The sequence below is a fragment of the Breoghania sp. genome, from assembly GCF_030066895.1.
Lineage (GTDB): Bacteria > Pseudomonadota > Alphaproteobacteria > Rhizobiales > Stappiaceae > Breoghania.
Map to the genome: position 1 here is coordinate 23,959 of NZ_JASJAV010000030.1, position 24,944 is coordinate 48,902.

Here is a 24,944-nt window from a genome sequence, read left to right on the forward strand (position 1 = left end):
TCAGCCGCGATCGCCGGGTACGGGAGGCGTTCCCTCCCGGCGTCGAGTGTCGAGTAAACAGGGCCGAACGGCCGCCAGATGCAAAATGTCTGGACCCGCATGCTTTTGAGCAAGAAGCCTTCCGGCTTATCCTGCCCGCCATCCGGTGGGCCTCGTGCACACACTTCGCACACCGGGCTCGCCCTCACCGCAGTTACGGCTTCCGGCTTCGTCTTCGCCGGGCTTCTGGCGGACGATGTAACGACCTTTCTCACGATTTCATCCGAGCATCACATGGTCGCCAGCGCGCATCCCTATTTCGATGCGGTAACGCCCTTGCGCGATGGTGCACGTCCGATGCAGCTAACCTCCGCCGAACGCGCCGCGCTCTACCGAGTGCAGCGCATGAAGGAGGCGAGGCTGGAGCCCGCAACAGGCGCGGATGACGAGGGAGCGGATTTTTCCGACCTCAGAACGCGCCTGCATGCGGAAACCGCACAGATCGAGCGTCCCTTTTCCGTTCAAAAGCGGGCGGAACTCGCGCTCGCCACGGAACTCGCCAAGCGCGTTCTGACCCGTCATCTTCTCGCGCCGCGCACCGGAATGGCGGTCGCTGCGCAGTCTGAAGACGGCGACCAGCCCGAACAGGCGCCGATCCAGCTCGCCTCCCTGGAGGAGGATGGATCCGACGGTGACGTGATCGTCCTGGAGCTGCTGCCCGCACGCCCGGACGTTCCCGAAACGGCCAGCGATCCCGCGCCCAAGCCCGTCCTTCTGGAAGGCGAAGCGGACGATACCAACGACGCGGTCGTGATGGAGGAGGAGCCGACAGTGGCCGACCTCCTGCCGGAAATCTCCCTCGTCCCCACGCGGCGCCCGGGAGGCGTGCCCAGCCGCTCCGTTCGGACTCGCAATTCCGGCTCAGCGCTTGCCTATGCGCGGGCGGAAGAGCCGGAGGACGACGACAACGGCATCTTCAGCGACCTGAAGAAGGTGTTCAATTCGGGCAAATCCGGCCTGCCGGGGCGCGGCAGCGGCATCGCGGTCTATGATATCGCGTCCGCCACCGTCTACATGCCCGACGGCACGAAGCTCGAAGCCCATTCCGGCATCGGCCACATGAAGGACAACCCGGATTATACCGACCATCGCATGGTCGGGCCGACACCGCCGAACATCTACAATCTGCGCATGCGCGAGGCCCGCTTCCACGGGGTGGAGGCGATCCGCATGCTGCCGACGGACCACGCCGCAATGAAGGGGCGCAACGGCATTCTCGCCCATACCTACATGCTGCGCGGGACCAACGGCTCGAACGGGTGCGTGGTCTTCAAGAACTACAATCGCTTCCTGACGGCCTTCAAGGCCGGCCGGGTGAACAAGATGATCGTGGTTCCGGACCTCTCCCACCTGCAGACCTACATGGCCTCGCTGTAAGAGCGAGGCCCGTCGCCTTCTCACCTAGCTGCTAACGTCTCCACCGTCATTACCAGGCTTTGTCCGGGCAATCCAGCAGGCAGCAGCATATGGGGGACGTGCTGGATCCCCCGGACTGCGCCTGGGGATGACGACCGAGACAAGAGCATCCCTATGCTCGCCCCCCCTTCGCTCCCCTACCCCTCGGCGCGAATTTCAGCAGACATCTCGCGGATCGCAGCAATCGCGAGACCGACGAGCGGTGTCGGAACCATGTCGGAGCGCATGATCAGGCCGATCGTGCCCTGAAGCTGGCTGCGGTCGATCGGCAGTTCGGCCAGCAATCCCGCCTCGATATCCCCCATGACCGCCCCGCGCGGCACCACCCAGATCGCATCGCTCGACAGGACATGGCGCCCGGCCGAAGGTGATGGAGATGGTCTCCACCCGGTCCGGCGAGGGCCTGAGCCCGTGGGCGAGGAAGAAGCGGTCGATATCGCCGCGAATGACCGTGCCCGCATTGGGCAGGGAGATGGGATGGCGCGACAGCGCGGCAAGATCAAAGGGGCAACGGGCCAGGGCGAGCGGATGCCCGGCGCGCACCACCAACGTCAACGGCTCGGAATAGAGGTGCTCGAAGGACAGCCCGACCATGTCGGCGGGATCGACGAGGCGGGCGATCACCAGATCGAGGTCGCCGTCGCGCAACTCGTTCAGCATTTGCGCGTTGGAGCCGGTGGTCACGCGCACGACCGTTTCCAGCGCCGAACGCTTGAAACGTGACACCACGCCCGGCATCAACCGCGCGCCCACATTGGGCAGCGCGCCGACCGTGACCACGTGTCCGCCACACTCTCACGTGCGGCCGACACGCTCTCCACACCTTCGCGGATCGCCATGACGGCGGCCGACGCATGGCGCAGGAACGCCTCGCCGAAGCGGGTCAGGCGAATGCCCCGGCGGCTGCGCTCAAACAGCGGGATGGCGAGAATTTCCTCCAGCTCGCGCAACGTCTTGGAGGCGGCGGGCTGGGTGACGCCCAACGCCTCGGCCGCCCGGCTGATGCTGCCGCGGCGTGCGATTTCCAAAAAACACTGCAGGTGCCGGAACTTGATGCGAGGATCGATCATGTCTCAATATAACCATATGGTTATGCCAAATAGCTAAAATTTTTATTTTACATAACCGGATGGTCGATACATCTTGCGCCGATGACGAATGGCCCCGTGCGGAGGTATGAGCGGGGCCGAGGAGGGAGTCACCCCATGAACAAGCCCTACAATTCGCGCGACTGGATGTCCCATCCCGCGTATCTGCATGCGCCGTACAAGTCGACGATCCTGCACTCCCCGACCAAGCCGCTGATCCCGATCAAGCAGTCGCTGTCGGAGCGCACGGGCCCCGTCTACGGACATGAGAAGGTCGGCGTGCTGGATTCCGATCTGACCAAGAACGGGGCGCACAACGGCGAGCCGCTGGGCGAGCGCATCATCGTGACCGGCCGCGTGCTCGACGAGGACGGCCGTCCGGTGCGCAACACGCTGGTGGAGGTGTGGCAGCCAATGCGGCCGGGCGCTACATCCACAAGGTCGACCAGCACAACACCCCGCTCGATCCGAACTTCTTCGGCGGCGGGCGCTGCGTGACCGACGACGAGGGCCGCTACACCTTCCGCACGATCAAGCCCGGCGCCTATCCGTGGGGCAACCACTTCAACGCCTGGCGGCCGAACCACATCCACTCCTCGCTGCTGGGTCCCTCCATCTCCACCCGGCTCGTGATCCAGATGTATTTCCCCGGCGATCCGCTGCTGGATCTCGACCCGATCTATCTCGGCACGCCGGAGGGAGCGCGCGAGCGGCTGATCTCCAAGTTCTCTATGGACGTGACCGAACCCGACTTCTCGCTCGGCTACGTCTTCGACATCGCCCTGCGCGGACGCAACAAAACCCCGATGGAGGATTGATCGACATGAGCGAGCCCCTCAAGCAGACCCCCTCGCAGACCGTCGGCCCCTATTTCGCCTACGGACTGAGCGCGCAGCAATACGGCTACCAGCACACGGCGATCGCCGACAGCACGCTGACGGATGCGGAAACCGAAGGCGAACGCATCCACGTGGAAGGCATCGTCTATGACGGCAACGGCGACCCGATTTCCGACTCGATGGTCGAGATCTGGCAGGCGGACGCGGAAGGCCGGTTCAAGCATCCCGAAGACACCCGCCGCCCCAACTCCCATTTCGAAGGGTTCGGGCGCTGCGGCACGGGCACGGATCCGGAAAACAAATTCTGATTCGACACGGTGAGGCCGGGTGCAACCGAAGAGGGCGAGGCCCCGCATCTCAACCTGATGCTCTTTGCCCGCGGCATGCTGGTGCACGCCTATACGCGCGTCTACTTCTCCGACGAACCGCAAGTCAATGCGGCCGACGAGGTGATACAGAGTGTGCCGGAAGGCTGTTGCGCCACATTGGTTGCGGGAGCGCCGCGAGACGCCGACCGGCCCGGTCTACCGCTTCGACATTCACATGCAGGGGCAGGATGAGACGGTCTTCTTCGACGTGTAACGAAAAACGTCCCGGAGGCGATGCCGCCTCCGGGACGATCCGATCTTCTCAAATTCTCGCGGTGACGGGCGCACGGCTTACTTGGGCAGGCCGCGCTCGACGCGTTCGCGTTCGATGAAGCTCAGCTTCTCCGACGGCATGTGGATCGACAGAACGCCTGCCGCCGAAAGCGCGCCGATGAGGCTCGCGATGAAATCCACCACCAACATGTCCCGGTAGCCGGTCATCCCCTGAAGGATCTCCCCGCCTCCGGCCAGCACCGTCGCCAGGATCAGCACCGGCAGGGCGCGGCCCTGGAAGAAGCCGGACAGCGAAATCGTCAGCAGCGCGAAGAAGACGCCGTGCAGGGTCCGGTCATAAGGATGGGCAAGTCCTAGCGGCAGGCCAAAGCCGAGGGCGGCTCCGACGGCCAGCAGAAAGATGGTGGAGCTTAGCGTTGCCGGCGGCACCCTGCGCAGCAGTGCGGAAAAACGGGTGGAGAGGAAATTCAGCATGACAGCGACCTCTACTCCATAGCGGTATTGCCAACCGCAGGATTCGTTACGCTCAGTCTTGCGGCCTATTCATTTACGAATGGTTAACGAAAGGTTGCCAGATCACCGCGCAGCCCTTGCGCGCAGCCAAAAGCAGCCCTCATGCGAAGCCAAAAAAGAGGCGTTCAGACGGGGGAATCTGAACGCCTCACGGTACTCGGCATATATGACCGCCAGGATTAGCGCCTCGAGCGGGGCACAGGGGTGTTTCCGCATTCCCCGCTGGCTCCGCGGTGCGCCGGCGCCCCGGAGAGTGATCGGTCGTCCGGCGGCCGCTCCTGGTGCGGTCGCGACCGGTCTCGGACTGGCCAATCTCCCCGTACCGCAAGGGAGTCACAGAGAGAAAGGAACGACGTGCAGTACGGCCGCCCCGCTCAGTGGTGCAACGGCACGGACCCGTTCGATTTGGAGGAAAGCTCGGCGGGCATGTTCGCGGCGGAGAACATGCTCGGGCTCACCCTCTCGCCCGGCGGCGGCGCAATACGCACCAACGGCAACAACAATGTTTCACGCTTGCGCGGATGATGCCGGTGAGCGAGCAGACGCAAGGCATCACGAAACAGCGGATGTAGTATCTTCAAACTGTTTCGATCGAAGACCTGAAGGTTTTTCCGCAAGCGACGGTCCGCTTTAAAGGACTCAGAGCTGTTAGTACCGCCAAACATCACAATCTCCTCACCCACCTTGAGAAAATACTTTACGGCATTAACTCCCCAACAAAAAGCTATTAATCCACAGAAAAATATGTATTGTAGACTGAGACACAAAGGCGCCATTATGACTTGTTATTTCTATTTATTTTCCTATCAATCATTTTTAACGCTACGTCATTTGTTGTGGATAACACTTTGTTAACGATAAAATCTGCCTTGACCCGCAGCTTTGACGAACCACGAGAGATCGGCAGTCAAGGTCTTGTAAAATATGTGTATATACTGCCTATTACGGATCATCAAAAACACCCTCAAGTTATCGTCGGCCTGTTCTTGGGGGCCCTCCGAAACTTGCGTATAACCGCATGACCATAACCTGCGAACGCCCCCTTGCTGGTCGAAGACGGACTCGCCCCCGACTTTCGGGCCGCTATCGAAAAATACTTATCTGGCAGGGAATTGCCGGATAGTTGCCGATCACACCCGCTGAATTCATCCGGACACGCAATGCAAGCGATGGTGCGGAGTTCAAAAATTTCCGCGACCGTCAAGCCCCGGGCAGCGATACACCGGCCCATGCGCGCGCTGTAACAACTTTCCAGGAGGGTATGAACGCCCATGGCGAGGCGCGCCGTGGCGATGGCTTTTTCTAGCCGCGCGCACGCTCTTCTTCGCGTCATCCGTGAAACATGGGAGGCGGGACAAGTGCCCGAAGGAAGGCAGGCGGGAGAGTGCTCACACGTCGGAGCGCTCAACCCATTTCGTCACGTGCGGCGGCTCGTAGGCGGCGAAGGCATCGAGAAGCTCGGACGGATCGGCAGCCACCGCCAGCATGGCGCGGTGCTCCGCGCGCACGAACCCTTCCGTGATCTGGCGGTCGAGAAAGGCGGTGAGCCCGGAATAGTAGTCGGCCACATTGAGCAGGCCACAGGGCTTTTCGTGGTGGCCGAGCTGCGCCCAGGTCCACACCTCGAACAGTTCCTCCAGCGTGCCGATGCCGCCGGGCAGCGCGATGAAGCCGTCGGAGAGATCGGCCATCATCTTCTTGCGCTCGTGCATGGAGGGAACGACGTGGAGCTCGCTCAGGCTCTTGTGAGCGATCTCGCGGTCGGCCAGAGCCTTCGGCATGATGCCGACAACCTCGCCGCCCGCGGCGAGTGCCGCATTCGCCACGCGCCCCATGAGGCCGATTTCGGCCCCGCCATAGACGAGCCGCAGGCCCCGGCGGGCAATGAGCCCGCCCAGAGCCTCGGCTGCAGCCAGATAGTCCGGCCGGTTGCCCGGATTGGATCCGCAATAGACGCAGATCGCCGTCAAGTCGCGCATGCTCGTTGCCGGGCCCTCAACCGGAGCCTTCCCCTGTTATTTCGCCAGTTCGTCCAGAATCCGCGCCCACGAATGGATGCCATGATGGAAGCTCGTCATGTTGTACTTCTCGTTGGGCGGGTGGATCTGATCGTCCTCGACACTGAAGCCGATCAGCAGCGTATCCATGCCGAGTTTCGTCTTGAAGTCACCGGCAACGGGGATCGATCCGCCCGATCCGACGGTGGGTGCGGGCTTGTTCCACTCCGCTTCCAGCGCCAGGCGCGCCTTGGCGAGCGAGGGGCTGTCGAAATCGAGCCAGAGCGCGGGCGAGCCGCCATTCTCGGCAAACTTCACCTTGCAGTCCTCCGGGCACCTTGGCGCGCACATAGGCGCGGAAGGTCTCGCGGATCTTTTTCGGATCCTGATCGCCGACAAGCCGGAAGGAGACCTTGGCCGATGCCTTGGAGGCGATCACGGTCTTGAAGCCCGCGCCCTGGTAGTCGCCGGAAATGCCGTTGATCTCGCAGGTCGGCCGCGTCCAGATCTTTTCCAGCGGGGTGCGATCGTTTTCGCCGGCCGGGATCTTCAGACCGATATCTCCGAGGAAGGCGTCGCCGGAAAAGCCGATTTTGTCCCACATCTCCATGACTTCGGCAAACATCTCGATCACGCCGTCATAGAAATTCGGCAGCGTGACGCGGCCGTTTTCGTCGTGCAGGCCGTCGAGGATATCGGCAAGGACCTGGATGGGATTGCGCGCCAGCCCGCCATACATGCCGGAATGCAGATCGCGGTCGGTGGCGGTGATGGTGATCTCCTCGCCCACCAGACCGCGCAGCATGGTGGTGATGGCAGGCTTCTCCGCATCCCACATGCAGGTGTCGCACACGAGCGCCAGATCGGCCTTCAGCTCTTCCGCATTGGCTTTCCAGGAAGGGTTTGAGTGAGGGCGAGCCGCTTTCCTCTTCGCCTTCCAGCATGACGCTGACGGAGATCGGCAGACCCCCGGTTTCCGCGATCCAGGCGCGGGCGACCTCTACGAAGGTCATGAGCTGGCCCTTTTCGTCGGCGGCACTGCGCGCCACGATGATCTTGGTGCCACCCGGCCGGGTGGCGATGCGCGGCGCAAAGGATTAGGTCTCCCACAGGTCGAGCGGATCGACGGGCTGCACGTCGTAATGGCCGTAGAAAAGGACGTGCGGGCCGGATCTGCTCTCGCCCTTCTTGTGCCCGATCACCATCGGGTGCCCCTTGGTCTCGCGCACCGACGCCTCGATGCCGATGCCGGTCAGCTCCTTCGCCAGCCACGGACATGGGACGAATGACTCCTGAAAGAAGAGACGCGTGGCTTTGACATCAAGAGTTAGGCCATCGAGCGGTGCCCGGCAACGCGCGCAGAGCGTCTGGGCATAAACAATCTCACAAGCTGTGCATCGATTGCGTCAGTGTTACTCTCCTCTCCTTGGGACACTGCACCGACCGACTTCAATCGAACGACGCCTCAGCGAGGGGCCGATGGCGCCGTACGACATTCTCAAAAGCCCGCTCTGGCTGGCGGAGATCGCCAAGGGCGCGAAATCGTTCGCGGCCAACCCGATCCTGGGCAACTCCCGGCTCAACGAATGGGGCCTGCACCGCGCCCGCGTGAAGCTTGCCGCGACAATGGCCGACCATCGCCGCGACCGGCTGGCCGAACGTCTCGATACTGCGGAACGCGCGGCCTACGAGCGCGACGGCTATCTGGTGAAGGAGAACTTTATCGATCCCGAGACGTTCCGGCAATTGCGGGACGAAGTGTTCGGACGGTCGTTTCCCGCCCGCGAGATGCGCCAGGGGCGCACGGTCACGCGCATCGTGCCGCTTCCCGCCTCGCTGCTGGCCACCATGCCCACGACAAAGCAGGTGGTGGAGTCCGGCTCTTTACGCGCGGCGATGCATTACATGTCCTCGCGCGGCGGCGAGCCGACCTTCTTCATCCAGACGATTCTGGCCGAAGCCGAAGGCCGATCCGCAGATCAACCTTCACGCCGACACGCTCCATTCCACGGTCAAATGCTGGCTCTTTCTGCAGGATGTCGGTCCTGATGACGACCCGTTCCGTTTCGTGCCCGGCTCGCACCGGGGCACGGACGAGCGGCTTGCCTGGGAATACGAACAGAGCCTCCACGCCACGCAGGTGGGCGGCCATACGGCATTCGGCTCCTTCCGGGTGAAGCCGACGGATCTCGAGGCATTGGGGTTCGATGAACCGATTGCGGTGACGGTTCCGGCCAACACGATGGTGATCGCCAACACCTTCGCCTTCCACGGCCGCACGCCCTCCCCGCATTCCACCATACGCGTGGAGATCAACGGCAACCTGCGCCGCAACCCATTCCTGCCATGGACGGGCCTCGACCCACTGGCGTTCCCGGGCATCCAGCACGACCAGATGAGCCTGAACCTCAAGTAGCTGGATTTCCGCGAGGAGCGATTGGAGAAGAGGAACGTGTGGCGCGATGTGAGGGAGGTGCGAGTTGATGAGCCGGGGAAGGTGTGAGATCTTAAACTAGTTCTAGAACTTCTTAGATTTTTGGGCCCGCTTCCAAACCTCAATTGTATTAGGTCATAATCCAAAAAACCTGATCAAAATCAAAATAATAGCAATAAATTACTACTAATAACGATAATTCTTACTGTTTTTATAACATTTGAATTTACTATATTACTTTTTATGATTTTCAATATTTCACTTTCTTCTCATGAAATTTTATCACAAGATTTTTGGGTTGGGAAAGATGCAATAGGTCAGAAAATACTTGAATCTGCCTATTTTATCTCAGCTAGCATAACTGCCATTGTGGCACTTATGGCATTGTAGTTTTCGGTCCGACAACTCAACCATATGGCGCAACAGAGCGTTCACACAGAGAGCGCTCGTCTCGCACACATATATCTTGAGATGACGAAGATATATAATAGCGTAGAAATGCAAGAATCGAGAAGACATATCCTTGGGATCCGAGAAGCCCACAAGAGCCTTATAAAAGACGATAAAACAAATGGTAACATTTCTCAGTATGCGCAAAGAATTATATTAGAGCTTTTGGACAAGCACATTGCATCAGTCAAAGAGGATCCGAGTGCAGAGACAAAGTATAAAAAATCAATAAGCCTACTAGATTTTATCGAAGATATTGGCGTCCTATCTTCAAAAGGATATATACGAAAAAAGATATTTTTGGATTTATGGGAAATCTGACGAAAGTGAGAGCATATACGCCAATGCTCTCCACCTCACGGAAGAGGCTGACGAATACCAAATACAGAACTATGGAGATAAAGTTAGCACTGTTGAGGAGTAATATAACCCCTGATTCGGCCCAAGCCGGACTTGTTACCGCTAACAACAGCTCTCAAGCTCATTTTTACCAAAACGGCTTGTCAATGCAGACTCCAGTCTGGATAGACAACTCGCACCTAGCCACGCGGAGCATTTTAGGCCTCATATACATCTTCAACAAGACCGACAAGACGGCCACGATACGTGCTTACTTTGCGTTGGACATAGTATTCCGTACATGGAAAGGCAACAGGTCAGTTATGCCGACGAGAATATTGGCGCCGCATTTTCCACAAGATCCGAACCATATTGAAATGATCGGAATTTGGATCTAACGTTTAATTCTTCCCCTACTCCGCCGCCTCAGCTCCCCCATAGCCGAGCTTCGCGTTCAGCTTGCCGATCAGTTCCATCGCACTGTCCGCGATCACCGTGCCCGGAGGGAAGATCGCTGCGGCGCCCGCCTCGTAGAGTGCTGCGTAGTCCTGCAGCGGGACGACGCCGCCGACGACGATCAGGATGTCCTCGCGCCCCTCATCAGCCAGCGCCTTTCTGAGTGCGGGGATCAACGTCAGGTGACCGGCGGCGAGCGAGGAGACGCCCACGGCGTGAACGTCGTTTTCGACCGCCTGGCGCGCAGCCTCCTCCGGGATCTGGAACAGGGGGCCGATATCGACGTCAAAGCCGAGATCGGCGAAAGCCGAGGCGATCACCTTCTGGCCTCGGTCGTGACCATCCTGGCCCATCTTGGCGATCAGGATGCGCGGACGACGTCCGTCGTTCTCCTCGAAGGTCGCGACCATCTTCGCAACCTTTTCGACCGCTTCCGACATGGCTCCGACCTCGCGTTTGTAGACACCGGAAATCGACTTGATCTCCGCCTTGTGACGCCCGAAGACCTCTTCCATCGCGTTCGAGATCTCGCCGACCATTGCACCGGCGCGCGCCGCATCGATAGAGAGCGCCAGGAGATTGCCGTCGCCCGTCGCCCCCGCCGTCAGGGCGGCAAGTGCTGCGGTCGTCGCCGCCTCGTCGCGCTCGGAGCGCAGACGCTTCAGCTTTTCAAGCTGCTGGGCGCGGACCTGAGCGTTGTCGACCTTGAGGACGTCGATCTCCTCCTCGCGGGTCGGCTTGTATTTATTAACGCCGACCACCGTCTGCGTGCGGCTATCGATGCGCGCCTGGATCTTGGCGGCGGCTTCCTCGATCCTGAGCTTCGGGATGCCCTTCTCGATGGCCTTGGCCATGCCGCCGAGCTTCTGCACTTCCGCGATATGCTGCAGCGCCTTTTCCGCAAGCTCGTAGGTCAGACGCTCGACGTAGAAAGAGCCGCCCCAGGGATCGATATTGCGGGTGGTGCCGGATTCCTGCTGCAGGAAAAGCTGGGTGTTGCGGGCGATGCGGGCGGAGAAATCCGTCGGCAGGGCCAGCGCCTCGTCGAGCGAATTGGTGTGGAGCGACTGGGTATGGCCCTGTATCGCCGCCATCGCCTCAACGCAGGTGCGGATGACGTTGTTGAAGACGTCCTGCGCCGTCAGCGACCAGCCCGATGTCTGGGAGTGGGTGCGCAGGCTCAGCGATTTCGGGTTCTTCGGCGCGAACTCTTCGCGGATAAGCTTCGCCCAGATGAGACGGGCGGCGCGCATCTTGGCGACTTCCATGAAGAAGTTCATGCCGATCGCCCAGAAGAAGGAAAGCCGCGGCGCAAAGGTGTCGATATCCATGCCCGCCGCGACGCCCGCGCGCGCATATTCGATGCCGTCGGCAATCGTATAGGCGAGCTCCAGATCCGCCGTAGCGCCCGCTTCCTGCATGTGATAGCCGGAAATCGAGATGGAGTTGAACTTCGGCATGTTCTTCGCGGTGTAGGCGAAGATGTCGGAGATGATACGCATGGAGGGCTGCGGCGGATAGATATAGGTGTTGCGAACCATGAACTCCTTCAGAATGTCGTTCTGAATGGTCCCCGAAAGCTTCTCCTGCGCCACACCCTGCTCTTCGGCCGCCACAATATAGAGCGCCAGCACGGGCAGAACGGCGCCGTTCATGGTCATCGACACGCTCATCTTGTCGAGCGGGATGCCGGAGAAGAGCGTGCGCATGTCCAGGATCGAGTCGATCGCCACGCCCGCCATGCCAACGTCGCCGGAAACGCGCGGATGATCGCTGTCATAGCCGCGGTGGGTGGCGAGATCGAAGGCGACCGAAAGGCCCTTCTGTCCGGCAGCCAGATTGCGGCGGTAGAAGGCGTTGGAATCCTCGGCGGTGGAGAAACCCGCATATTGGCGGATCGTCCAGGGCTGCTGGACATACATGGTCGGATAAGGCCCGCGCAGGTAGGGCGGCTTGCCCGGCCAGGTGTCGAGGAAATCGAGACCGTCGAGATCACTGGCGCGGTAAACGGGCGCGACCTCAATCTCCTCCGGCGTCTTCCAGATAGCATCGGGCCTGGGCTTCGCGGCGGGCGCGACATCCGCGTATTCGATCTCGGAAAAATCCGGAATTCGGGTCATTGCTGTTCCTCCGGGCCCTTGGGCCCCCATCTGCCGAACGAAACACGCCGCCGCCGGGCTCCCCCTCGCGGCGCAGTTCTCGTCAATCTTCTTCCCCGTCCAGCTCTCTCACGCCCAGATTATCATGGATTGCCTGCAAGGCAGTCAGCACGTCGCAGCCCTCGTAAAGTGCCATCTCCACACCGGCGGCCGCCAATGCATCCTCCGCATCGGCCGGTTTGCCCGCGATATAGATATGAGAGGCCCCGGCCTGGCGCAACGCCGACGCCATTTCCGCCGCCAGATCCGCGTAGACCTCATCGGAAGAGCACAGACACGCGATGTCGGCGGTTGCCTCGCGGAAGGCGTATTCCGCGCTTTCCCCGTCGGTGAGCGCTTCGCTCGGCTGGGCTGTGATCCCTCCCGCCTCAAAGAAGTTCTTTGCCCAGGTGGAACGCGCCGTGAAGTCCGAAACCCGGCCGATATTGGCGAGCAGAACCGTCGGCCAGCGCCCGTGCATCTCGTGATAGGCATCGCAGGCATCGCGCAGCGCCTCGAACGGCGCTGCAACGCGGTAGGGCTTCAGCACCGAAGCCTCCACGCGCTGCAGAACATCGCGGGCCCGAGCCAGATCGGCAACCGTCGCCCCCGAAGCCGCCTTGTTCACCAGCACGCGCGTCAGTTCTCCCTCGCCGGGCGGCGGCAGAACGATATCGGCACTGGAGCGCCCGATATCCGGCTCACTGACCTTCAGGACGGAAACCGGCTTCTCGGTAAGATTGGGAAAGCTCGACGTGCCCGTCAGCGGTTCCCGGCGCTTGGCGATTGCCTTAGCGCGCGCGGTGCGGGTCTTGTCGATCACCGCCTGCACTGAACCGCTGCAATAGGCGTTCAGAATGCCGCCGGCTTTCTCCGTGGCACGGAAAAGCTTCCAGGCCTCGCCCGCCAACTTGTCGGTGAGCGCCTCCACGGTGCCCGATCCGGCAGCGGGGTCGGCGACGCGGTAGAGGTTCGATTCCTCCAGAAGGATCGTCTGGGTGTTGCGGGCGATGCGGCGAGCAAACTCGTCGGGAACGCCCAGCGCCTCAGTGAAGGGCAGCACGGTGACACTGTCGGCTCCGCCGACCCCGGCAGCGAAGGCTGCGACCGTGGTCCTCAGCATGTTCACCCACGGATCGCGCTTCGTCATCATCCGCCAGGCAGTTTCGGTGTGGATCACCAGCGGGGTCTGTTCCAGTCCGCTTGCATCCAGAACACGCGCCCACAGCTTGCGCATGGCGCGCAGCTTGGCGATCGTGGCGAACTGATCCGCATCGGCAGCCAGCACCACTTCCACCCGCTTTTGCGGCGGCACGGTCCCGTCTCTCTGCCCGTCGGCATCGACCAGCATGCGCAGATAGACAACGGCGCTCGCCAGCGTATAGGCCAGTTCCTGCGCCTCGCTGGCGCCTGCGGCATGCCACACGCGCCCGTCGGCGCAGGTCAGCGGCCCCTTGAAGCCGATATCCTCGCAGAAATGGATCAGATCCCTGAGCCGCGGCGCCATCGCCTCCAGAGATCCGGAAATCCAGCCGTTCGCCGCCAGACTCCCCAAGGGATCGATGACCGCGCGCAGATCGAGTTTGGCCGCGTCCAGCCCGCGCTTTTCGGCCAGCGCCAGAAGCATGGAAAAGGCGATACGCGTCTGGTAGCCGCCGTCGAGCCGAAACGTCATGAGATCGAGATAGACCCCGTCGAACAACCGCTCCATGTCGTCGATCGTATCAGGCGCCAGACCGGCGCCGCGCGCATGCTTTGAGGAGGCGAAGACGAGGTCGATGCCGCTCGCCCCGTTTTCCAGTTCCTCCAGCATCATCTTGTTGGCTTCGCCCAGTTCGGGATGTTCCACCCGGGCCATCACCGTCCACGACAAACCGGCCGTGCGTCCGGCAAGCGCTTCCGCATCGCGGCGCCCGCGATAAAGCGGTTCGATGGGAAGACCCTCATAGGTCGAGGAGCGAAGCCGGTCGAACGAGCGCCCCTTCAAGACAGCCTCCACCGCCGCCATCCACTCGGCTTCACCCGCCGCCGCAAATCCTCCCGCCAGCTCGATCACGTCGCTGCCTTCCGCGTTTTTTTCCACCCAAAGCGCGCCTACTCCCGCCAACACGAATACATGATCAGCGTTCGGGCCTGCACCTCGTTTTATAATCGCCCATAAAAACCCGGTGCAACACAACTATTTGGGGAAGAATTAGCAACTCACAGCAGGAACCAGCGATAATACAATCTAGGAAATGCCCATTAGAGTGAATACTAACATAAGGAATTTTGATAGACCTCCTGCCACTTTCAACGTAGGGTAATTGTGCGAGGGTGAATTCGCTCTGCCCTTTTTTGCCAGTGGCGGGTCAGACGTTCGCATTTTGAACGCAATTTCCGGTTTAGCGAACAGTGTAACCGGCATAGCCCGGCATAAGCCAAGATCAGAAAGGCCAAGAAGATGGATGGAATAAGCGACCTTTTTGACATCACCCGCAAACTCAACCGGGCGACGGATCCCGGTCTCGTTCTGGACGGGCTGGAGTCCCAGCTGCGCCAATACGGGGCGACGCACATTCTGATCACCGGTCTACCCATGCCCAACCGTCCCATTGATCATCTGGTCCTCCGGATGAACTGGTCGGACAAGCGGCGCGACGGGGCAGAGCTGACAAGCATTCAGCCCTCCGACAATGTGCTGCTGGCATCGCTCACCGCCATACGACCCTTCATCTGGAAGAGCGGGGCGGACGACACCGCGCATTCGGAACTTCTCGAAGCAGCGGACGCAGGGCGCGGAGATATCAACGTACTGCTCGTGCCCGTGGACGAGATCGACCCGTTCCAGGCGACAATCATCTGCGCGGGGCCCAATCTGGAGCTATCGCCTCAACAACTGTCCGGCCTCAGCATGTTGGCCACGGTGACCTTCCGCAGGCTGATCCAGCTCGGCGTCGTCTCCACCGATCGCCCCGGCGATCTTTCGGCACGCGAACGGCGCGTTCTGGAACTGACCGCGCTCGGCAAGACCGCGGCCGACATCGCCGAGCTTTTGAAGATTTCGCAGCGCACGGTTCATGCCCATCTGCAGAATGCGGGCTCCAAACTCAACGCTTCCAACAAGACCCACACGGTCGTGGAAGCCTTGCGCTACGCCCAGATCCGTCTCTGACAGCCCAGTAGTGCCGATGAAACCCCGGCAAGGCCTCCTTCCCCCTCTCCGAATTACCCCCGGAGAGGGGGGGGGTTATGTCTGAACGTCCCATTCCGGCACATTTGCCCTCGGCACGAAGCTTGCCATTCATCCTTCGTTAACGATCAGGTATCCCGCGAAACGCGTTTTCGCGGACCCCCTTCGTTTCGGAGGTGTCATGCATCGCCGCGCGTTTCTCGCCGGTTCTCTCGCAGCTTTCGCCGTGCCGCAGCTGACCCGTTCAGCCCGGGCTGCGATCCAGCTCACCGATCTGCGCGGATCCTTCGGCGCGGAAGTGACGGACCTGCGCCCCGAAGCGCCCGACGATCAAAGCCGCGCCCTGCAGAAGGCGATCGATACGGCGGCAGCCAAAGGGCGGCCGCTCTTTCTGCCCGCCGGGAGCTACACCGTCTCCAACCTGCGGCTTCCCAACGGGGCGCACCTTGTCGGCGTTCCTGGACAGACGCGGCCCGTCTATCGCGGCGACGGGCATCTGATTTTCGCCGAGGATTGTCAGAATATCGGGCTGGAAGGACTGCTTTTCGACGGGGCCAACAGGGCGCTCGGCGACTATGCGCCCGGACTTGCCCATATCAGCCGGTGCACGAACACGATCATCACCGATTGCGAGGTTCAGGGCAGTACCGCCAGCGGTATCGTGCTGGAACGCTCTTCGGGGCGGGTGGAGAACAGCATCGTTTCCGGCGCGGCCAAGGCGGGCATCCGTTCGATGGAGGTACGCGGGCTGACGCTGCGCGGAAACACGGTCACCGATTGCGCCAACGGAGGGATTCTCGTTCATCGCTGACAGGCGGGTGAGGACGGCACCATCGTCACCAGCAACCGAATCACGCACATCGCCGCGCGCGACGAAGGTTCGGGGCAGAACGGCAACGGCATCAACGTCTTTCGTGCCCACGAGGTGATCGTCTCAAACAACTCGATCACCGATTGCGCCTTCACGGCGGTGCGAGTAAATGCGAGTTCCGACGTGCAGATCACCGGCAACACCGCGCTACGTTCCGGCGATACGGAGCTTTTCGTAGAATTCGGCGCACAGGGCGCCATCGTCTCGTCCAACCTCGTCGACGGGGCCTCGATCGGCATCTCGATTTCCAATTTCGACCATGACGGACGGCTCGCCGTGGTGAGCGACAACATCGTCCGCAACCTTTTGCCACGACGATCCCTCACAGGGGCGCGGCATCGGCATTGCAATTGAGGCGGATACGACGGTCAGCAGCAACGTGGTGGAGAACGCGCCCAATTTCGGCATGATGCTCGGATGGGGCCCGTACCTGCGCGACGTGGCAGCGACCGGCAACATCATCCGCAAGGCGGATGTCGGCATCGCTGTCTCAGTCGTCGACGGTGCACGCTCGACGGTCATTTCCGGCAATATTCTGTCGGACGTGAAGAACGGGGCGATCGTCGGCTATCGCTGGCGGGAGCGGGCGAGCGACGATCTTGCCAAGGATCCCGGCACCTGGCCGCATCTGAGCGTCACGGCCAATCGCGTCAGCTAGGACGTGGCATGTCCTGAGTGGTGCAGATTGCCCATTCTTCGAGACGCGCTCTGACGAGCGCTCCTCTGGATGACGTTATCGTCCTCAGCGTTTTCTCACTCGATATCAAACTGTCATCCCCACGCCGGCGGGGATCCAGCATTCCAGAGGCGTGAGCGGTTCGTGCATGACAACCGGATCTTGTGGTTACTGGTTCCCCACCTGCGCGGGGATGACAATTGTTCCTGTGTTGTTTTGCATGGGCATACGTGAATATCACCGCCGACGAGACGGAACCTCCTCCCCCACACCCCGCATATTTCAGTGAACGGTGCGTTCAAGCTTCCTGTGGCTGGCATCCGGCGTTTTGTGCGCCATCTTTAGGGCCACGCAACATTCATGACGATCGGAGGTGGCCCATGTCCATCCGTCCTATCAAGCAGATTTCCGGCACCAAGCAGACGCTGGAAGGTGCGGGCGTCAAGCTCAACCGCGTCTTCGGCTTCGGCGATACCTCGCTGACCGATCCGTTCCTGATGATGGACGATTTCCGTTCCGACCGGCCGGAGGATTATCTGGCCGGTCTTCCGTGGCATCCCCGCCGCGGGATCGAGACCATCACCTACGTGCTGGCAGGCTCCGTCGAGCACGGCGATAGTCTCGGCAATCGCGGGCGACTTGGGGCCGTTGACGTCCAGTGGATGACGGCTGGCAGTGGCATCCTGCACCAGGAGATGCCCGAGGGCAACGCCCAGGGCCGCATGCACGGGTTCCAGCTTTGGGCGAATCTGCCCTCATCGCTGAAGATGACCGATCCGCGCTACCAGGACCTCCCGGCAGGTGAAATTCCGGAGATCGTCGACGACGACGGCACCACGGTGCGCGTTGTGGTGGGCGACTTCTGGGGCAAGCGCGGTCCGGTCGACGGGATTGCCGCAGAGATCCGCAGTATCTCGATATCTTCGTGCCGCCGGGCCGTCGCAAGGTCTTTCCCGTCGACACCTATCGCCAGGCTTTCACCTACATCTTCGAAGGCTCCGGCAGTTTCCGCGATGCGTCCAACCCGTTCGGCGTACTGATCGAAAATCAGGTCAATGGCGAAGCGGTGCATCTGCGCGATGAAAGCGGCAACCGCACGCTGGTCGTGTTCGACAGTGGCGACGAGGTCGTCGTCCAGGCCGGAGATCAGGGCATCCGCTTCCTGCTCATCTCCGGCGCGCCCATCAAGGAACCCGTCGCCTGGCACGGCCCCATCGTGATGAACACCCACGAGGAACTCGTCCAGGCCGTGCGCGACCTGCAGAACGGCACGTTCATCAAGGACAATGCGATCATTCGCTGAAGAAGGCCGTCCTTCTTCGCACGACCAAAAACGAAACGGGCCGCATACGACATCGTATGCGGCCCGTTTTTCGTCAAACGTCTGTCGGCGCGAACTTATCCGCCGATGACCTCACGCTTTTCGCCGTGCAGCCAGGCGGAAAGCCGCGCAACGACCTCGTCCAGCACCTCGTTCTTCTTGCAGAAGCACAGGCGGATGAAGCTCGTCGGCGCATCGCCGCCGTAGAAGGCAGAGACGGGAACCGCCGTCACGCCCGCTTCAACCGTCAGTGACGGCAGATCTCCACGTCGTCCAGCCCCGGCACCAGGCCGGAGGCATCGCAGATCACGAAATACGTGCCGGCACATGGCAGCACGGCAAAGCCAAGCTTGGACAGGCCTTCCGACAACCGATCGCGCTTGGCCTGAAGATCGCCGGCCAGCGTCTCGAAATAGATATCGCCCTTGGCAAGACCGTAGGCGACCGCCTTTTGCAGGTTCGGCGCCGTGGTGAAGGTGACGAACTGGTGCGCCTTGGCGATCAGGTCGAGCAGATCGGGGGCGGCGGTGATGTAGCCAACCTTCCAGCCGGTGAGCGAGAAGGTTTTGCCCGCCGATCCGATGCGCACCGCACGCTCGCGCATGCCCTCGAACGTCATCAGCGGCCGGTTCTGAGCCCCGTCGAAGACCAGGTGCTCATAGACCTCGTCGCAGATCGCATAGAGATCATGCTCGACGCAGATCCGGGCGATCCCAGCCAGTTCCTCGTGAGAGAAGATCTTGCCTGCCGGATTCATCGGGTCGTTGATGAGGATCGCCTTGGTGCGCGGAGTCGCGGCTGCGGCGAGCGCGTCGAGATCAAGCGCCCATTCAGGCGGCGTCACGCGGACACGCACCGGCGTGCCGCCCGCCAGCTTCACCATCGGCAAATAGCAGTCGTAGAGCGGCTCGATCAGGATGACTTCGTCGCCCCCGGCTCGATCCGCGCCATCAGACTGTCGGCAATGGCCTCAGTGGCGCCGGAGGTCACCAGAACCTCACGCTGCCAGTCGATATCGAACCCGTAGAAACGCTTGTTCGCACTCGCCACGGCCTGACGCAATTCCGGTACGCCCAGCATGGGCGGGTACTGGTTCGGCCCCGTCATGAGCGCGACAGAGGCTTGCGCGCGAACATCTTCGGGGCCGTCCACGTCAGGAAAACCCTGGCCGAGGTTGATGGCGCCGTGTTCAACCGGCAAACGCGACATGGTTTCAAAAACTGTCGTGGGCAGATCGGTAAATATGGAATTCGTAGTCTTCATGGGTTGCAGTTCCCTTTTTATATGGGGCGCACAATAGCCGACGAAGAATTCACGCGACAATGGAAGAAAGCACCGATGCACATTAACGCCACGCTCAACCCGCGAACGCTTGCCACCAATTGTGTTCGGTAACCGTCGCCAACGCCTTCAAACGCGAACGATCAACAAGCCGCGCCACCACGAAAAGGTCGCGTTCATTGCATTCGGGGAAGTTGCCCAAAAAACTGCAAGCGAAACCGAGGCGCGTGAGCAGACTCTCAATGATGTCGGGCGACATCCATTGGAAATGCCCTCCAACGACTCCGCACTGCCGGAAAACGCCGGGCGTATTGTGCATGAGCTTGGCAAAACCGTAGTCGGATGTCGCATCAGCCACATTGAAGATCAGCACCCCGCCTTCGCGCAAGACAGCGGCGGTGGTCGCGACATAGAGCGCCAGCGTATGCAATTCGACATGAACCATTGCGTCGAATGAGACCACAGCATCGATTCGCCCCTCAAGGCCGCGACCGCGCAGTGTCTTCAGCATCCGTTGCGGGTCTTCATCCAACAATGTGGAAAAAAGCCGTTTCGAACTGACATCATCGGCGAACCGATGATTCAGCTTTTCCAGAAACGCTTCCGATACATCGAAACAATGCACGCTTGCAGTCTGACAATGTTCCAGCAGATGGAAGGTATATCGGCCCGCCCCTGAACCAATCTCGCATAACTGATCGGCTTCCCGGCCCAGTGTTTCAAATAGGCAGCGCTGCAGGACCGTTAGAATGTCTTCCTTTGCGCCCCATTCGTCTCCAGGCCAAACGTATTGACCGTCCGTATGGTTCAAGACCTGCCAAGCCTTCAGATCCTCCTTGGAACGAGGACGTCCGGATTGAATTTTCGGGAACACGTTTTGTACGTAATTATCCCATGTATTGGCATATGCCGATTTGAATTTTGATTCCATACACCCCCGCTTCTCTGGCCTTGTAACCATATATATCTACCAACAGCGATCTTATCCTAATATTGTAGCGAGCCTATCGCGCCACATTACGTTGATTGAATGCATCTCCTTCTACGGAAGGTTCACTCCCGAGAGGATCGATGAAGCTCGTCATGAACCTCCTTATCCGCGACGAAGCGGACGTCATTCGCGAAAACCTCGAGTTTCATTTTGAGCGCGGCGTCGATCACGTCATCGTCACCGATAACGGATCGGAAGACAGAACGCGCGACGTGCCTGCGGAATTCGAGCGCATGGGGGTGGCGACAATCATCGGTGAGCCTGAGCAGAATTATGCACAAGGCAAGTGAGTCACCGCATGGCGCTGCGCGCGCGAGAGGAACTGGGCGCGGACTGGCTGATCAACAACGATGCCGACGAATTCTGGCACGCGCGTGAGGGCAATCTGAAATCCGCGCTCGATGAGGCCGACGGCAGCATATTCACATGTCCGCGACTCAACATGATCTACCCGCACGATGGGGAGGATGGCTCTTCCTGGCAAACGCGCCTTGTCTACCGGATCACCGACCCCGTTTTGCCTTCAAGCCACCGGAAGACCGTTTGCGCGACTCGTTACCCGCCCCTTATTTCTATCTTGCACTGCTCCCCAAGGTTCTCGTGCGGACAGAGGGGCTTTGCTCCATCTCACAGGGCAATCACTATGCTCTGTACGAGGAATAGATGGAAAGGTGTCCGGGCGATATCACGATCTACCATTTCCCTGTGCGCTCAGCCTCCCAATTCCGGCGCAAGGTAGTGCAGGGCGGAGCCTCCTATGCCCGCAACACGGAGCTGCCCGAGACCCAAGGGTGGCATTGGCGGCGTTGGTACCAGTTGATCACCGAAGGTCGGAAGGCTGAAGCACTGCCCGACAAGGGTCGACTAGCGGAAGATTTGAAAGCCGGAACCGTCGTGCACGACACGACCGCTCAAACCTTCTTTGACGTGGCAACCGGCCTTCCATCTATCAAGAGCACAGCAAACCGTTTTGCTTGACACTCCCCGAACAGGTGAAGACCTTTTCACGCGAACGATTTTGCATCTGGAAAGATGAACATGCGTTTCTTTGTCATCGGCACCGGAGGTAGCGGCACGACGCTACTGCAGAAGATGATGACCCTGCATCCGGACACCCTCGTCTTTCCCGAAACTCACTGGATTCTGAAACTGGTCGAAGTCTTCGGCCGACAGAGCGTTCCCGTGGGCGCCTTGCTCGATATCGTCGAGCCGACCACCCACGTGACCAGCAAACAGACAACCGCGCTGGATCGCGCCCGCTTTCTCGAGCGGGTCGGAGCGGATGCGCAGATGACGGTTCGGGATTTCTGCGACGCAGTGGGCCGAATGTTCGCAGAGGATGCGGGCAAGCGCCACTGGGCGGACAAGACGCCCGATTACAACGGTTATATAGCCCTGTTCCAGGACTTGTGGCCCGAGACCCGCTTTATCCATATCCTGCGGCATGGCTCCAGAGTTGCAAACTCCATGATGCACCACCCCGGCTTTCGCGTCATGGCTGCGCTCAACGAAATCGCCTGGTGCCCGATCAGTTACAACGGCTACCATCAGCTGGCCCGGGACCAGTAGACCGAGCCCGCAGATTTCACTGCTTTATGGCATAACTGGCTACGCCGCACACCTGATGAAGCGACGCGAATTCCCCCCAAGCACTATCTGGAGGTTCGTTTTGAGGACCTTGTCGACGAACCACACCGTATGCTGGAACGGCTCACGGCCTTTCGCAGGATATCCAACGATGCCGACTGGCTGACAACGGCCACGGCCCTAATAGACCCTCAGCGGAGCAAACGCACGCCGAAGCCCGAGATCCTGAAAACATTCGGTGCGCGGGAAAACGCCCTTCTGGAACAGATTGGCTATGAGCCTATCTCCTTTCAGGATGCCTGAAATGCAGCATGGCGAAACACGGCCCGCGGACGGCCTCACGCTTCTGTCCGCCCCACCCCGGATCTCGACCGGAGAAATCCTTCTCGTTGCCCGCATCCGCAATGAGAATCTGAGGCTTCCCGGTTTTCTCGACCACTATCGCAAACTGGGGGTCGACCGCTTTCTGATCATCGACAACGCATCGGATGACGGCAGCACTGAGTTCCTGTGCACGCAAGCGGACGTGCACCTCTTCCACACGCGGAAGAACTACGCACAGGCCCAATGCGGGGTTGCCTGGCAAAACGCGCTGCTTGCCCGTTATGCGGTCGGGCACTGGAGCTTCGTGGTCGATGCGGACGAGCTGTTCATCTATCCCGATTACGAGGCCCTACCGCTCGAGCGGTTGATCTCCTGTCTCGAGAAGATCGGGGCTCAGGGCATGCGAGCGCCGCTTCTCGACATGTATGCCCCCCGGCCCCATCGCCAATACCGGCTACTGGCGCGGGGCCCCGTTCCTCGACGCCTGCCCCTGTTTCGACGCCGACACGTACGGCGATGCGGCCGCGCAGCGAAACGGCATCCATCACGGCGGCCCGCGGGAGCGGCTTTTCTGGTCGGGACAGGATCGTGCCTACCTTTCACCGGTTTTCACCAAGATACCTTTTCTGAAATGGCGCGAGGATCTCGCTCTCGACATGTCGCCCCACAATATCGGCGGCATCAAACCGGCGTAGGCGCGGGGGATTCTGCTGCATTTCAAGTTTCTGCAGGATTTCGCGGAACGCGCCCGGATGGAGACCGAGCGCAAGGAGCATTTCGCCGATGGCTGCCAATATGCCGCCTATTGGGATGTCTTTGCCCGCGAACCGGAGCTCAGCGCCCATTTCGAGAGATCGCATCGCTATCGCGACAGTGCACAACTGGTCGACCTGGGATTGGTGACCCGCGCAAACGACTATCCGACGCCCTGACCTTTGGGCCCGACTTCCCTCATCGCGAATTTGCGGTATCCCGACAGATGATGTCCAGAAACGACTGAGCGGGCCGAAAGGCTCGCTCAAGAGAGATTTGCGCGCTCGCTTTGAGGACAACCAGGCTAGTGAGCCTGATAGCGCATTTCCTCGACCAAGCGGCTCAGCTCAGCGATCCGGGCCTCGAGTTCATCGACCTGCCGTTCCTTTTCCACCAGGCGCGAGTTGATCGCCTTGATGGAGGCGAGGGCGACGCCCAACGTATCGATTGTGGCGATCGAGGTGTCATTGATCCCCGTCTCGAACAGCGCGCGGAAGTCCTGCGCCATCGGCCCGATATGGATGACCGACGGATCGGTCTTGTAGGCCCATTCCGAAATATCCAGACGCGCCACCTTGTTCAGGATATCGTCGTTATTGACCCGAACGATGTTCGTCTTCTTGTTGCGATCCGAATTCTGGGTCAGCGTTCCCTCGATGGTCATGCTGCCGGTCGGGGTGATGAACGCCTGAATGCCGGTATTGCCGAAATGGGTCCAAATAAAATTCGAACTGGTGTCGAGGCCGATATTCCAGATGTTGTCGGCAATGGAGCTGTCGTTGAACTGCATGCAGAGCGTGCCGTTCTTCTTGAGCTCAAGCTGAACGCCAAAACTGGAGCTCGTCTCCTCCACCAGCACGTTGCCCGTCGCGTCGTCGCTCAGGATGTGCAACGCCTTGGTCGGAGCGTTCGTGCTGATCCCCACAAAGCCAGCGCTGGTGACGATGAAGTCGTCGGTGGTGCCGGATCCGTTCTCGACCTGAAAGGAGCCATCCGGGGTCGCGGTGCCGAGGCCCACATCACCGTCAGCGGCAATGAACAGAGAGTTGCTGGGCGCGGAGGGAACGATCCGGAAGGGGAGCTTGCTGGCATTCGTCACGTCGCGAATGAAGAAGTTGGTCTCGTTGCCAGCCACATCCCAGGTCTGCGAGGAGAAGCCGCTGGAGCCGTCCTGTTCCAGCCGGAGAGCGGGACTATTGCCGCTGAACACATGCAGATCGACCGCAGGCGAGGCGGTCTTGATGCCAACGCGCCTGGCCAACGAGAGATAGAGGAGATTGTTCGGGGAATTGGCCTGAATCCAAACCGGCTTCGTGCTGTTGGTGGATCTCGATAGCGAACATGTTGGCGCCGCCATTCGAGGTCTCGTTGGCTATCAGGCGCCAGTCCACATTGGGAAAGGACGAGGAAGCGCTGGTGTCATTGAAGAAGATACGGAGGTTGTTTTCCTTCAGGATCACCGTGTCGAAGCCGAAGACTCGCCATTCACGCAGTCCACGCCGACACACAGGCTTCCCTGCACGATCACGTCCTGAATGAAGACTTCATCGGCCCGGGCGGAGCCCACCGAAAGCGCGGAGGTCATCAACAGACCCGCGGCCAGTCCCAATCCAGCATGTTTGTTCATCGAAATTCTCCCCTAACGCCCCGCGGGCAC

At 60.5% G+C, this 24,944-nt stretch carries 25 protein-coding genes and 5 pseudogenes; 18 read left to right on the forward strand and 12 right to left on the reverse strand.

Translation table 11 applies throughout. The annotated features are described in order from the left end of the window. Positions 1-78 precede the first annotated feature (78 nt). Positions 79-1,416 carry a DUF2778 domain-containing protein gene (locus QNJ43_RS22940; RefSeq protein WP_300473497.1) on the forward strand — a complete coding sequence of 446 codons (1,338 nt, stop codon included), beginning with the start codon at positions 79-81 and terminating at the stop codon, positions 1,414-1,416. A 195-nt stretch (positions 1,417-1,611) separates the two neighbouring features. Here the strand turns inward: QNJ43_RS22940 and QNJ43_RS22945 are convergent, their stop codons facing one another. Together QNJ43_RS22945 and QNJ43_RS22950 are read right to left on the reverse strand one after the other, a co-directional pair. After that, positions 1,612-2,235 carry a LysR substrate-binding domain-containing protein gene (locus QNJ43_RS22945; RefSeq protein ID WP_300473500.1) on the reverse strand — a complete coding sequence of 208 codons (624 nt, stop codon included), beginning with the start codon at positions 2,233-2,235 and terminating at the stop codon, positions 1,612-1,614. Then, a complete protein-coding gene (locus QNJ43_RS22950) occupies positions 2,193-2,525 on the reverse strand; it encodes a LysR family transcriptional regulator (protein WP_300473503.1) in 333 nt (110 codons plus the stop codon). The genes QNJ43_RS22945 and QNJ43_RS22950 overlap by 43 nt, the downstream gene beginning before the upstream one ends. 135 nt (positions 2,526-2,660) lie before the next feature. Between QNJ43_RS22950 and pcaH the strand changes: the two are divergent. The 3 genes and pseudogenes from pcaH (at position 2,661) to QNJ43_RS22965 (ending at position 3,942) form a co-directional block, all read left to right on the forward strand. Beyond that, positions 2,661-3,361, forward strand: a pseudogene (gene pcaH, locus QNJ43_RS22955) (protocatechuate 3,4-dioxygenase subunit beta). 5 nt (positions 3,362-3,366) lie between these two features. Further along, a complete protein-coding gene (locus tag QNJ43_RS22960; RefSeq protein WP_300473506.1) occupies positions 3,367-3,690 on the forward strand; it encodes a hypothetical protein in 324 nt (107 codons plus the stop codon). 9 nt (positions 3,691-3,699) lie between these two features. Then, the gene (locus QNJ43_RS22965; RefSeq protein WP_300473508.1) at positions 3,700-3,942 is read left to right on the forward strand and encodes a hypothetical protein; all 243 of its coding nucleotides are present in this window, start codon (positions 3,700-3,702) and stop codon (positions 3,940-3,942) included. 99 nt (positions 3,943-4,041) lie between these two features. On the opposite strand, the gene QNJ43_RS22970 is transcribed toward QNJ43_RS22965, so the two are convergent. Beyond that, positions 4,042-4,458 (reverse strand): hypothetical protein, encoded by a 417-nt coding sequence (locus tag QNJ43_RS22970; RefSeq protein WP_300473511.1) that lies wholly within the window; start codon positions 4,456-4,458, stop codon positions 4,042-4,044. A gap of 393 nt (positions 4,459-4,851) precedes the next feature. Between QNJ43_RS22970 and QNJ43_RS22975 the strand changes: the two genes are divergently transcribed. Next, entirely contained in the window at positions 4,852-5,022 is a 171-nt protein-coding gene (locus QNJ43_RS22975) for a hypothetical protein (protein WP_300473513.1), read from the forward strand. A gap of 863 nt (positions 5,023-5,885) precedes the next feature. Here QNJ43_RS22975 and QNJ43_RS22980 read toward each other — a convergent pair. Both QNJ43_RS22980 and QNJ43_RS22985 read right to left on the reverse strand, forming a co-directional pair. Beyond that, complete coding sequence (locus tag QNJ43_RS22980; RefSeq protein ID WP_300473815.1) at positions 5,886-6,467, reverse strand: TIGR00730 family Rossman fold protein; 582 nt, start codon at positions 6,465-6,467, stop codon at positions 5,886-5,888. A gap of 45 nt (positions 6,468-6,512) precedes the next feature. Beyond that, a pseudogene (locus QNJ43_RS22985) lies at positions 6,513-7,876 on the reverse strand (M20/M25/M40 family metallo-hydrolase). Between the two features lie 97 nt (positions 7,877-7,973). Between QNJ43_RS22985 and QNJ43_RS22990 the strand changes: the two are divergent. The 3 genes from QNJ43_RS22990 (at position 7,974) to QNJ43_RS23000 (ending at position 9,699) form a co-directional block, all read left to right on the forward strand. Continuing rightward, entirely contained in the window at positions 7,974-8,543 is a 570-nt protein-coding gene (locus tag QNJ43_RS22990) for a hypothetical protein (protein WP_300473515.1), read from the forward strand. After that, positions 8,524-8,910, forward strand: coding sequence for a hypothetical protein (locus QNJ43_RS22995; protein ID WP_300473817.1), 387 nt, complete (start codon positions 8,524-8,526; stop codon positions 8,908-8,910). Before QNJ43_RS22990 ends, QNJ43_RS22995 begins: the two co-directional genes overlap by 20 nt. Before the next feature lie 489 nt (positions 8,911-9,399). Beyond that, a complete protein-coding gene (locus tag QNJ43_RS23000) occupies positions 9,400-9,699 on the forward strand; it encodes a hypothetical protein (RefSeq protein ID WP_300473518.1) in 300 nt (99 codons plus the stop codon). Positions 9,700-10,130: 431 nt separating this feature from the next. Here QNJ43_RS23000 and scpA read toward each other — a convergent pair whose 3' ends face one another. Together scpA and QNJ43_RS23010 are read right to left on the reverse strand one after the other, a co-directional pair. Continuing rightward, on the reverse strand, positions 10,131-12,293 hold the full coding sequence (scpA, locus tag QNJ43_RS23005) for a methylmalonyl-CoA mutase (RefSeq protein ID WP_300473521.1): 2,163 nt from the start codon (positions 12,291-12,293) through the stop codon (positions 10,131-10,133). A gap of 82 nt (positions 12,294-12,375) precedes the next feature. Next, entirely contained in the window at positions 12,376-14,421 is a 2,046-nt protein-coding gene (locus tag QNJ43_RS23010; RefSeq protein WP_300473524.1) for a methylmalonyl-CoA mutase family protein, read from the reverse strand. A gap of 333 nt (positions 14,422-14,754) precedes the next feature. Between QNJ43_RS23010 and QNJ43_RS23015 the strand changes: the two genes are divergently transcribed. The 4 genes and pseudogenes from QNJ43_RS23015 (at position 14,755) to QNJ43_RS23030 (ending at position 18,333) form a co-directional block, all read left to right on the forward strand. Continuing rightward, complete coding sequence (locus QNJ43_RS23015) at positions 14,755-15,465, forward strand: helix-turn-helix transcriptional regulator (protein WP_300473525.1); 711 nt, start codon at positions 14,755-14,757, stop codon at positions 15,463-15,465. A gap of 199 nt (positions 15,466-15,664) precedes the next feature. Continuing rightward, a pseudogene (locus tag QNJ43_RS23020) lies at positions 15,665-16,708 on the forward strand (TIGR03808 family TAT-translocated repetitive protein). Between the two features lie 25 nt (positions 16,709-16,733). After that, on the forward strand, positions 16,734-17,012 hold the full coding sequence (locus QNJ43_RS23025; RefSeq protein ID WP_300473527.1) for a hypothetical protein: 279 nt from the start codon (positions 16,734-16,736) through the stop codon (positions 17,010-17,012). Between the two features lie 398 nt (positions 17,013-17,410). Next, positions 17,411-18,333: pseudogene (locus tag QNJ43_RS23030) on the forward strand (pirin family protein). Between the two features lie 95 nt (positions 18,334-18,428). Here the strand turns inward: QNJ43_RS23030 and QNJ43_RS23035 are convergent. Beyond that, positions 18,429-19,614: pseudogene (locus QNJ43_RS23035) on the reverse strand (aminotransferase). 94 nt (positions 19,615-19,708) lie between these two features. Continuing rightward, positions 19,709-20,563 carry a class I SAM-dependent methyltransferase gene (locus tag QNJ43_RS23040; protein ID WP_300473529.1) on the reverse strand — a complete coding sequence of 285 codons (855 nt, stop codon included), beginning with the start codon at positions 20,561-20,563 and terminating at the stop codon, positions 19,709-19,711. A gap of 140 nt (positions 20,564-20,703) precedes the next feature. Between QNJ43_RS23040 and QNJ43_RS23045 the strand changes: the two genes are divergently transcribed. From QNJ43_RS23045 to QNJ43_RS23070, 6 genes are all read left to right on the forward strand, one after another. Beyond that, complete coding sequence (locus QNJ43_RS23045; RefSeq protein ID WP_300473531.1) at positions 20,704-20,913, forward strand: glycosyltransferase family 2 protein; 210 nt, start codon at positions 20,704-20,706, stop codon at positions 20,911-20,913. Positions 20,914-21,286: 373 nt separating this feature from the next. Next, on the forward strand, positions 21,287-21,601 hold the full coding sequence (locus QNJ43_RS23050; RefSeq protein ID WP_300473534.1) for a hypothetical protein: 315 nt from the start codon (positions 21,287-21,289) through the stop codon (positions 21,599-21,601). A 60-nt stretch (positions 21,602-21,661) separates the two neighbouring features. Continuing rightward, a complete protein-coding gene (locus QNJ43_RS23055; RefSeq protein WP_300473536.1) occupies positions 21,662-22,192 on the forward strand; it encodes a sulfotransferase in 531 nt (176 codons plus the stop codon). Between the two features lie 129 nt (positions 22,193-22,321). Next, positions 22,322-22,513 carry a hypothetical protein gene (locus QNJ43_RS23060; RefSeq protein WP_300473539.1) on the forward strand — a complete coding sequence of 64 codons (192 nt, stop codon included), beginning with the start codon at positions 22,322-22,324 and terminating at the stop codon, positions 22,511-22,513. Between the two features lie 446 nt (positions 22,514-22,959). Then, entirely contained in the window at positions 22,960-23,229 is a 270-nt protein-coding gene (locus QNJ43_RS23065; protein WP_300473542.1) for a hypothetical protein, read from the forward strand. A gap of 57 nt (positions 23,230-23,286) precedes the next feature. After that, complete coding sequence (locus QNJ43_RS23070) at positions 23,287-23,466, forward strand: hypothetical protein (protein ID WP_300473545.1); 180 nt, start codon at positions 23,287-23,289, stop codon at positions 23,464-23,466. A gap of 125 nt (positions 23,467-23,591) precedes the next feature. Here QNJ43_RS23070 and QNJ43_RS23075 read toward each other — a convergent pair whose 3' ends face one another. Genes QNJ43_RS23075 through QNJ43_RS23085 form a run of 3 tightly spaced genes read right to left on the reverse strand, consistent with a single transcriptional unit; the run spans position 23,592 to position 24,914 of the window. After that, positions 23,592-24,548 carry a tail fiber domain-containing protein gene (locus QNJ43_RS23075; protein ID WP_300473548.1) on the reverse strand — a complete coding sequence of 319 codons (957 nt, stop codon included), beginning with the start codon at positions 24,546-24,548 and terminating at the stop codon, positions 23,592-23,594. Beyond that, a complete protein-coding gene (locus QNJ43_RS23080) occupies positions 24,481-24,747 on the reverse strand; it encodes a hypothetical protein (RefSeq protein ID WP_300473550.1) in 267 nt (88 codons plus the stop codon). The genes QNJ43_RS23075 and QNJ43_RS23080 overlap by 68 nt, the downstream gene beginning before the upstream one ends. Then, positions 24,744-24,914, reverse strand: a complete 171-nt coding sequence (locus QNJ43_RS23085; protein ID WP_300473553.1) for a hypothetical protein — start codon at positions 24,912-24,914, stop codon at positions 24,744-24,746. Before QNJ43_RS23085 ends, QNJ43_RS23080 begins: the two co-directional genes overlap by 4 nt. Positions 24,915-24,944: the final 30 nt, after the last annotated feature.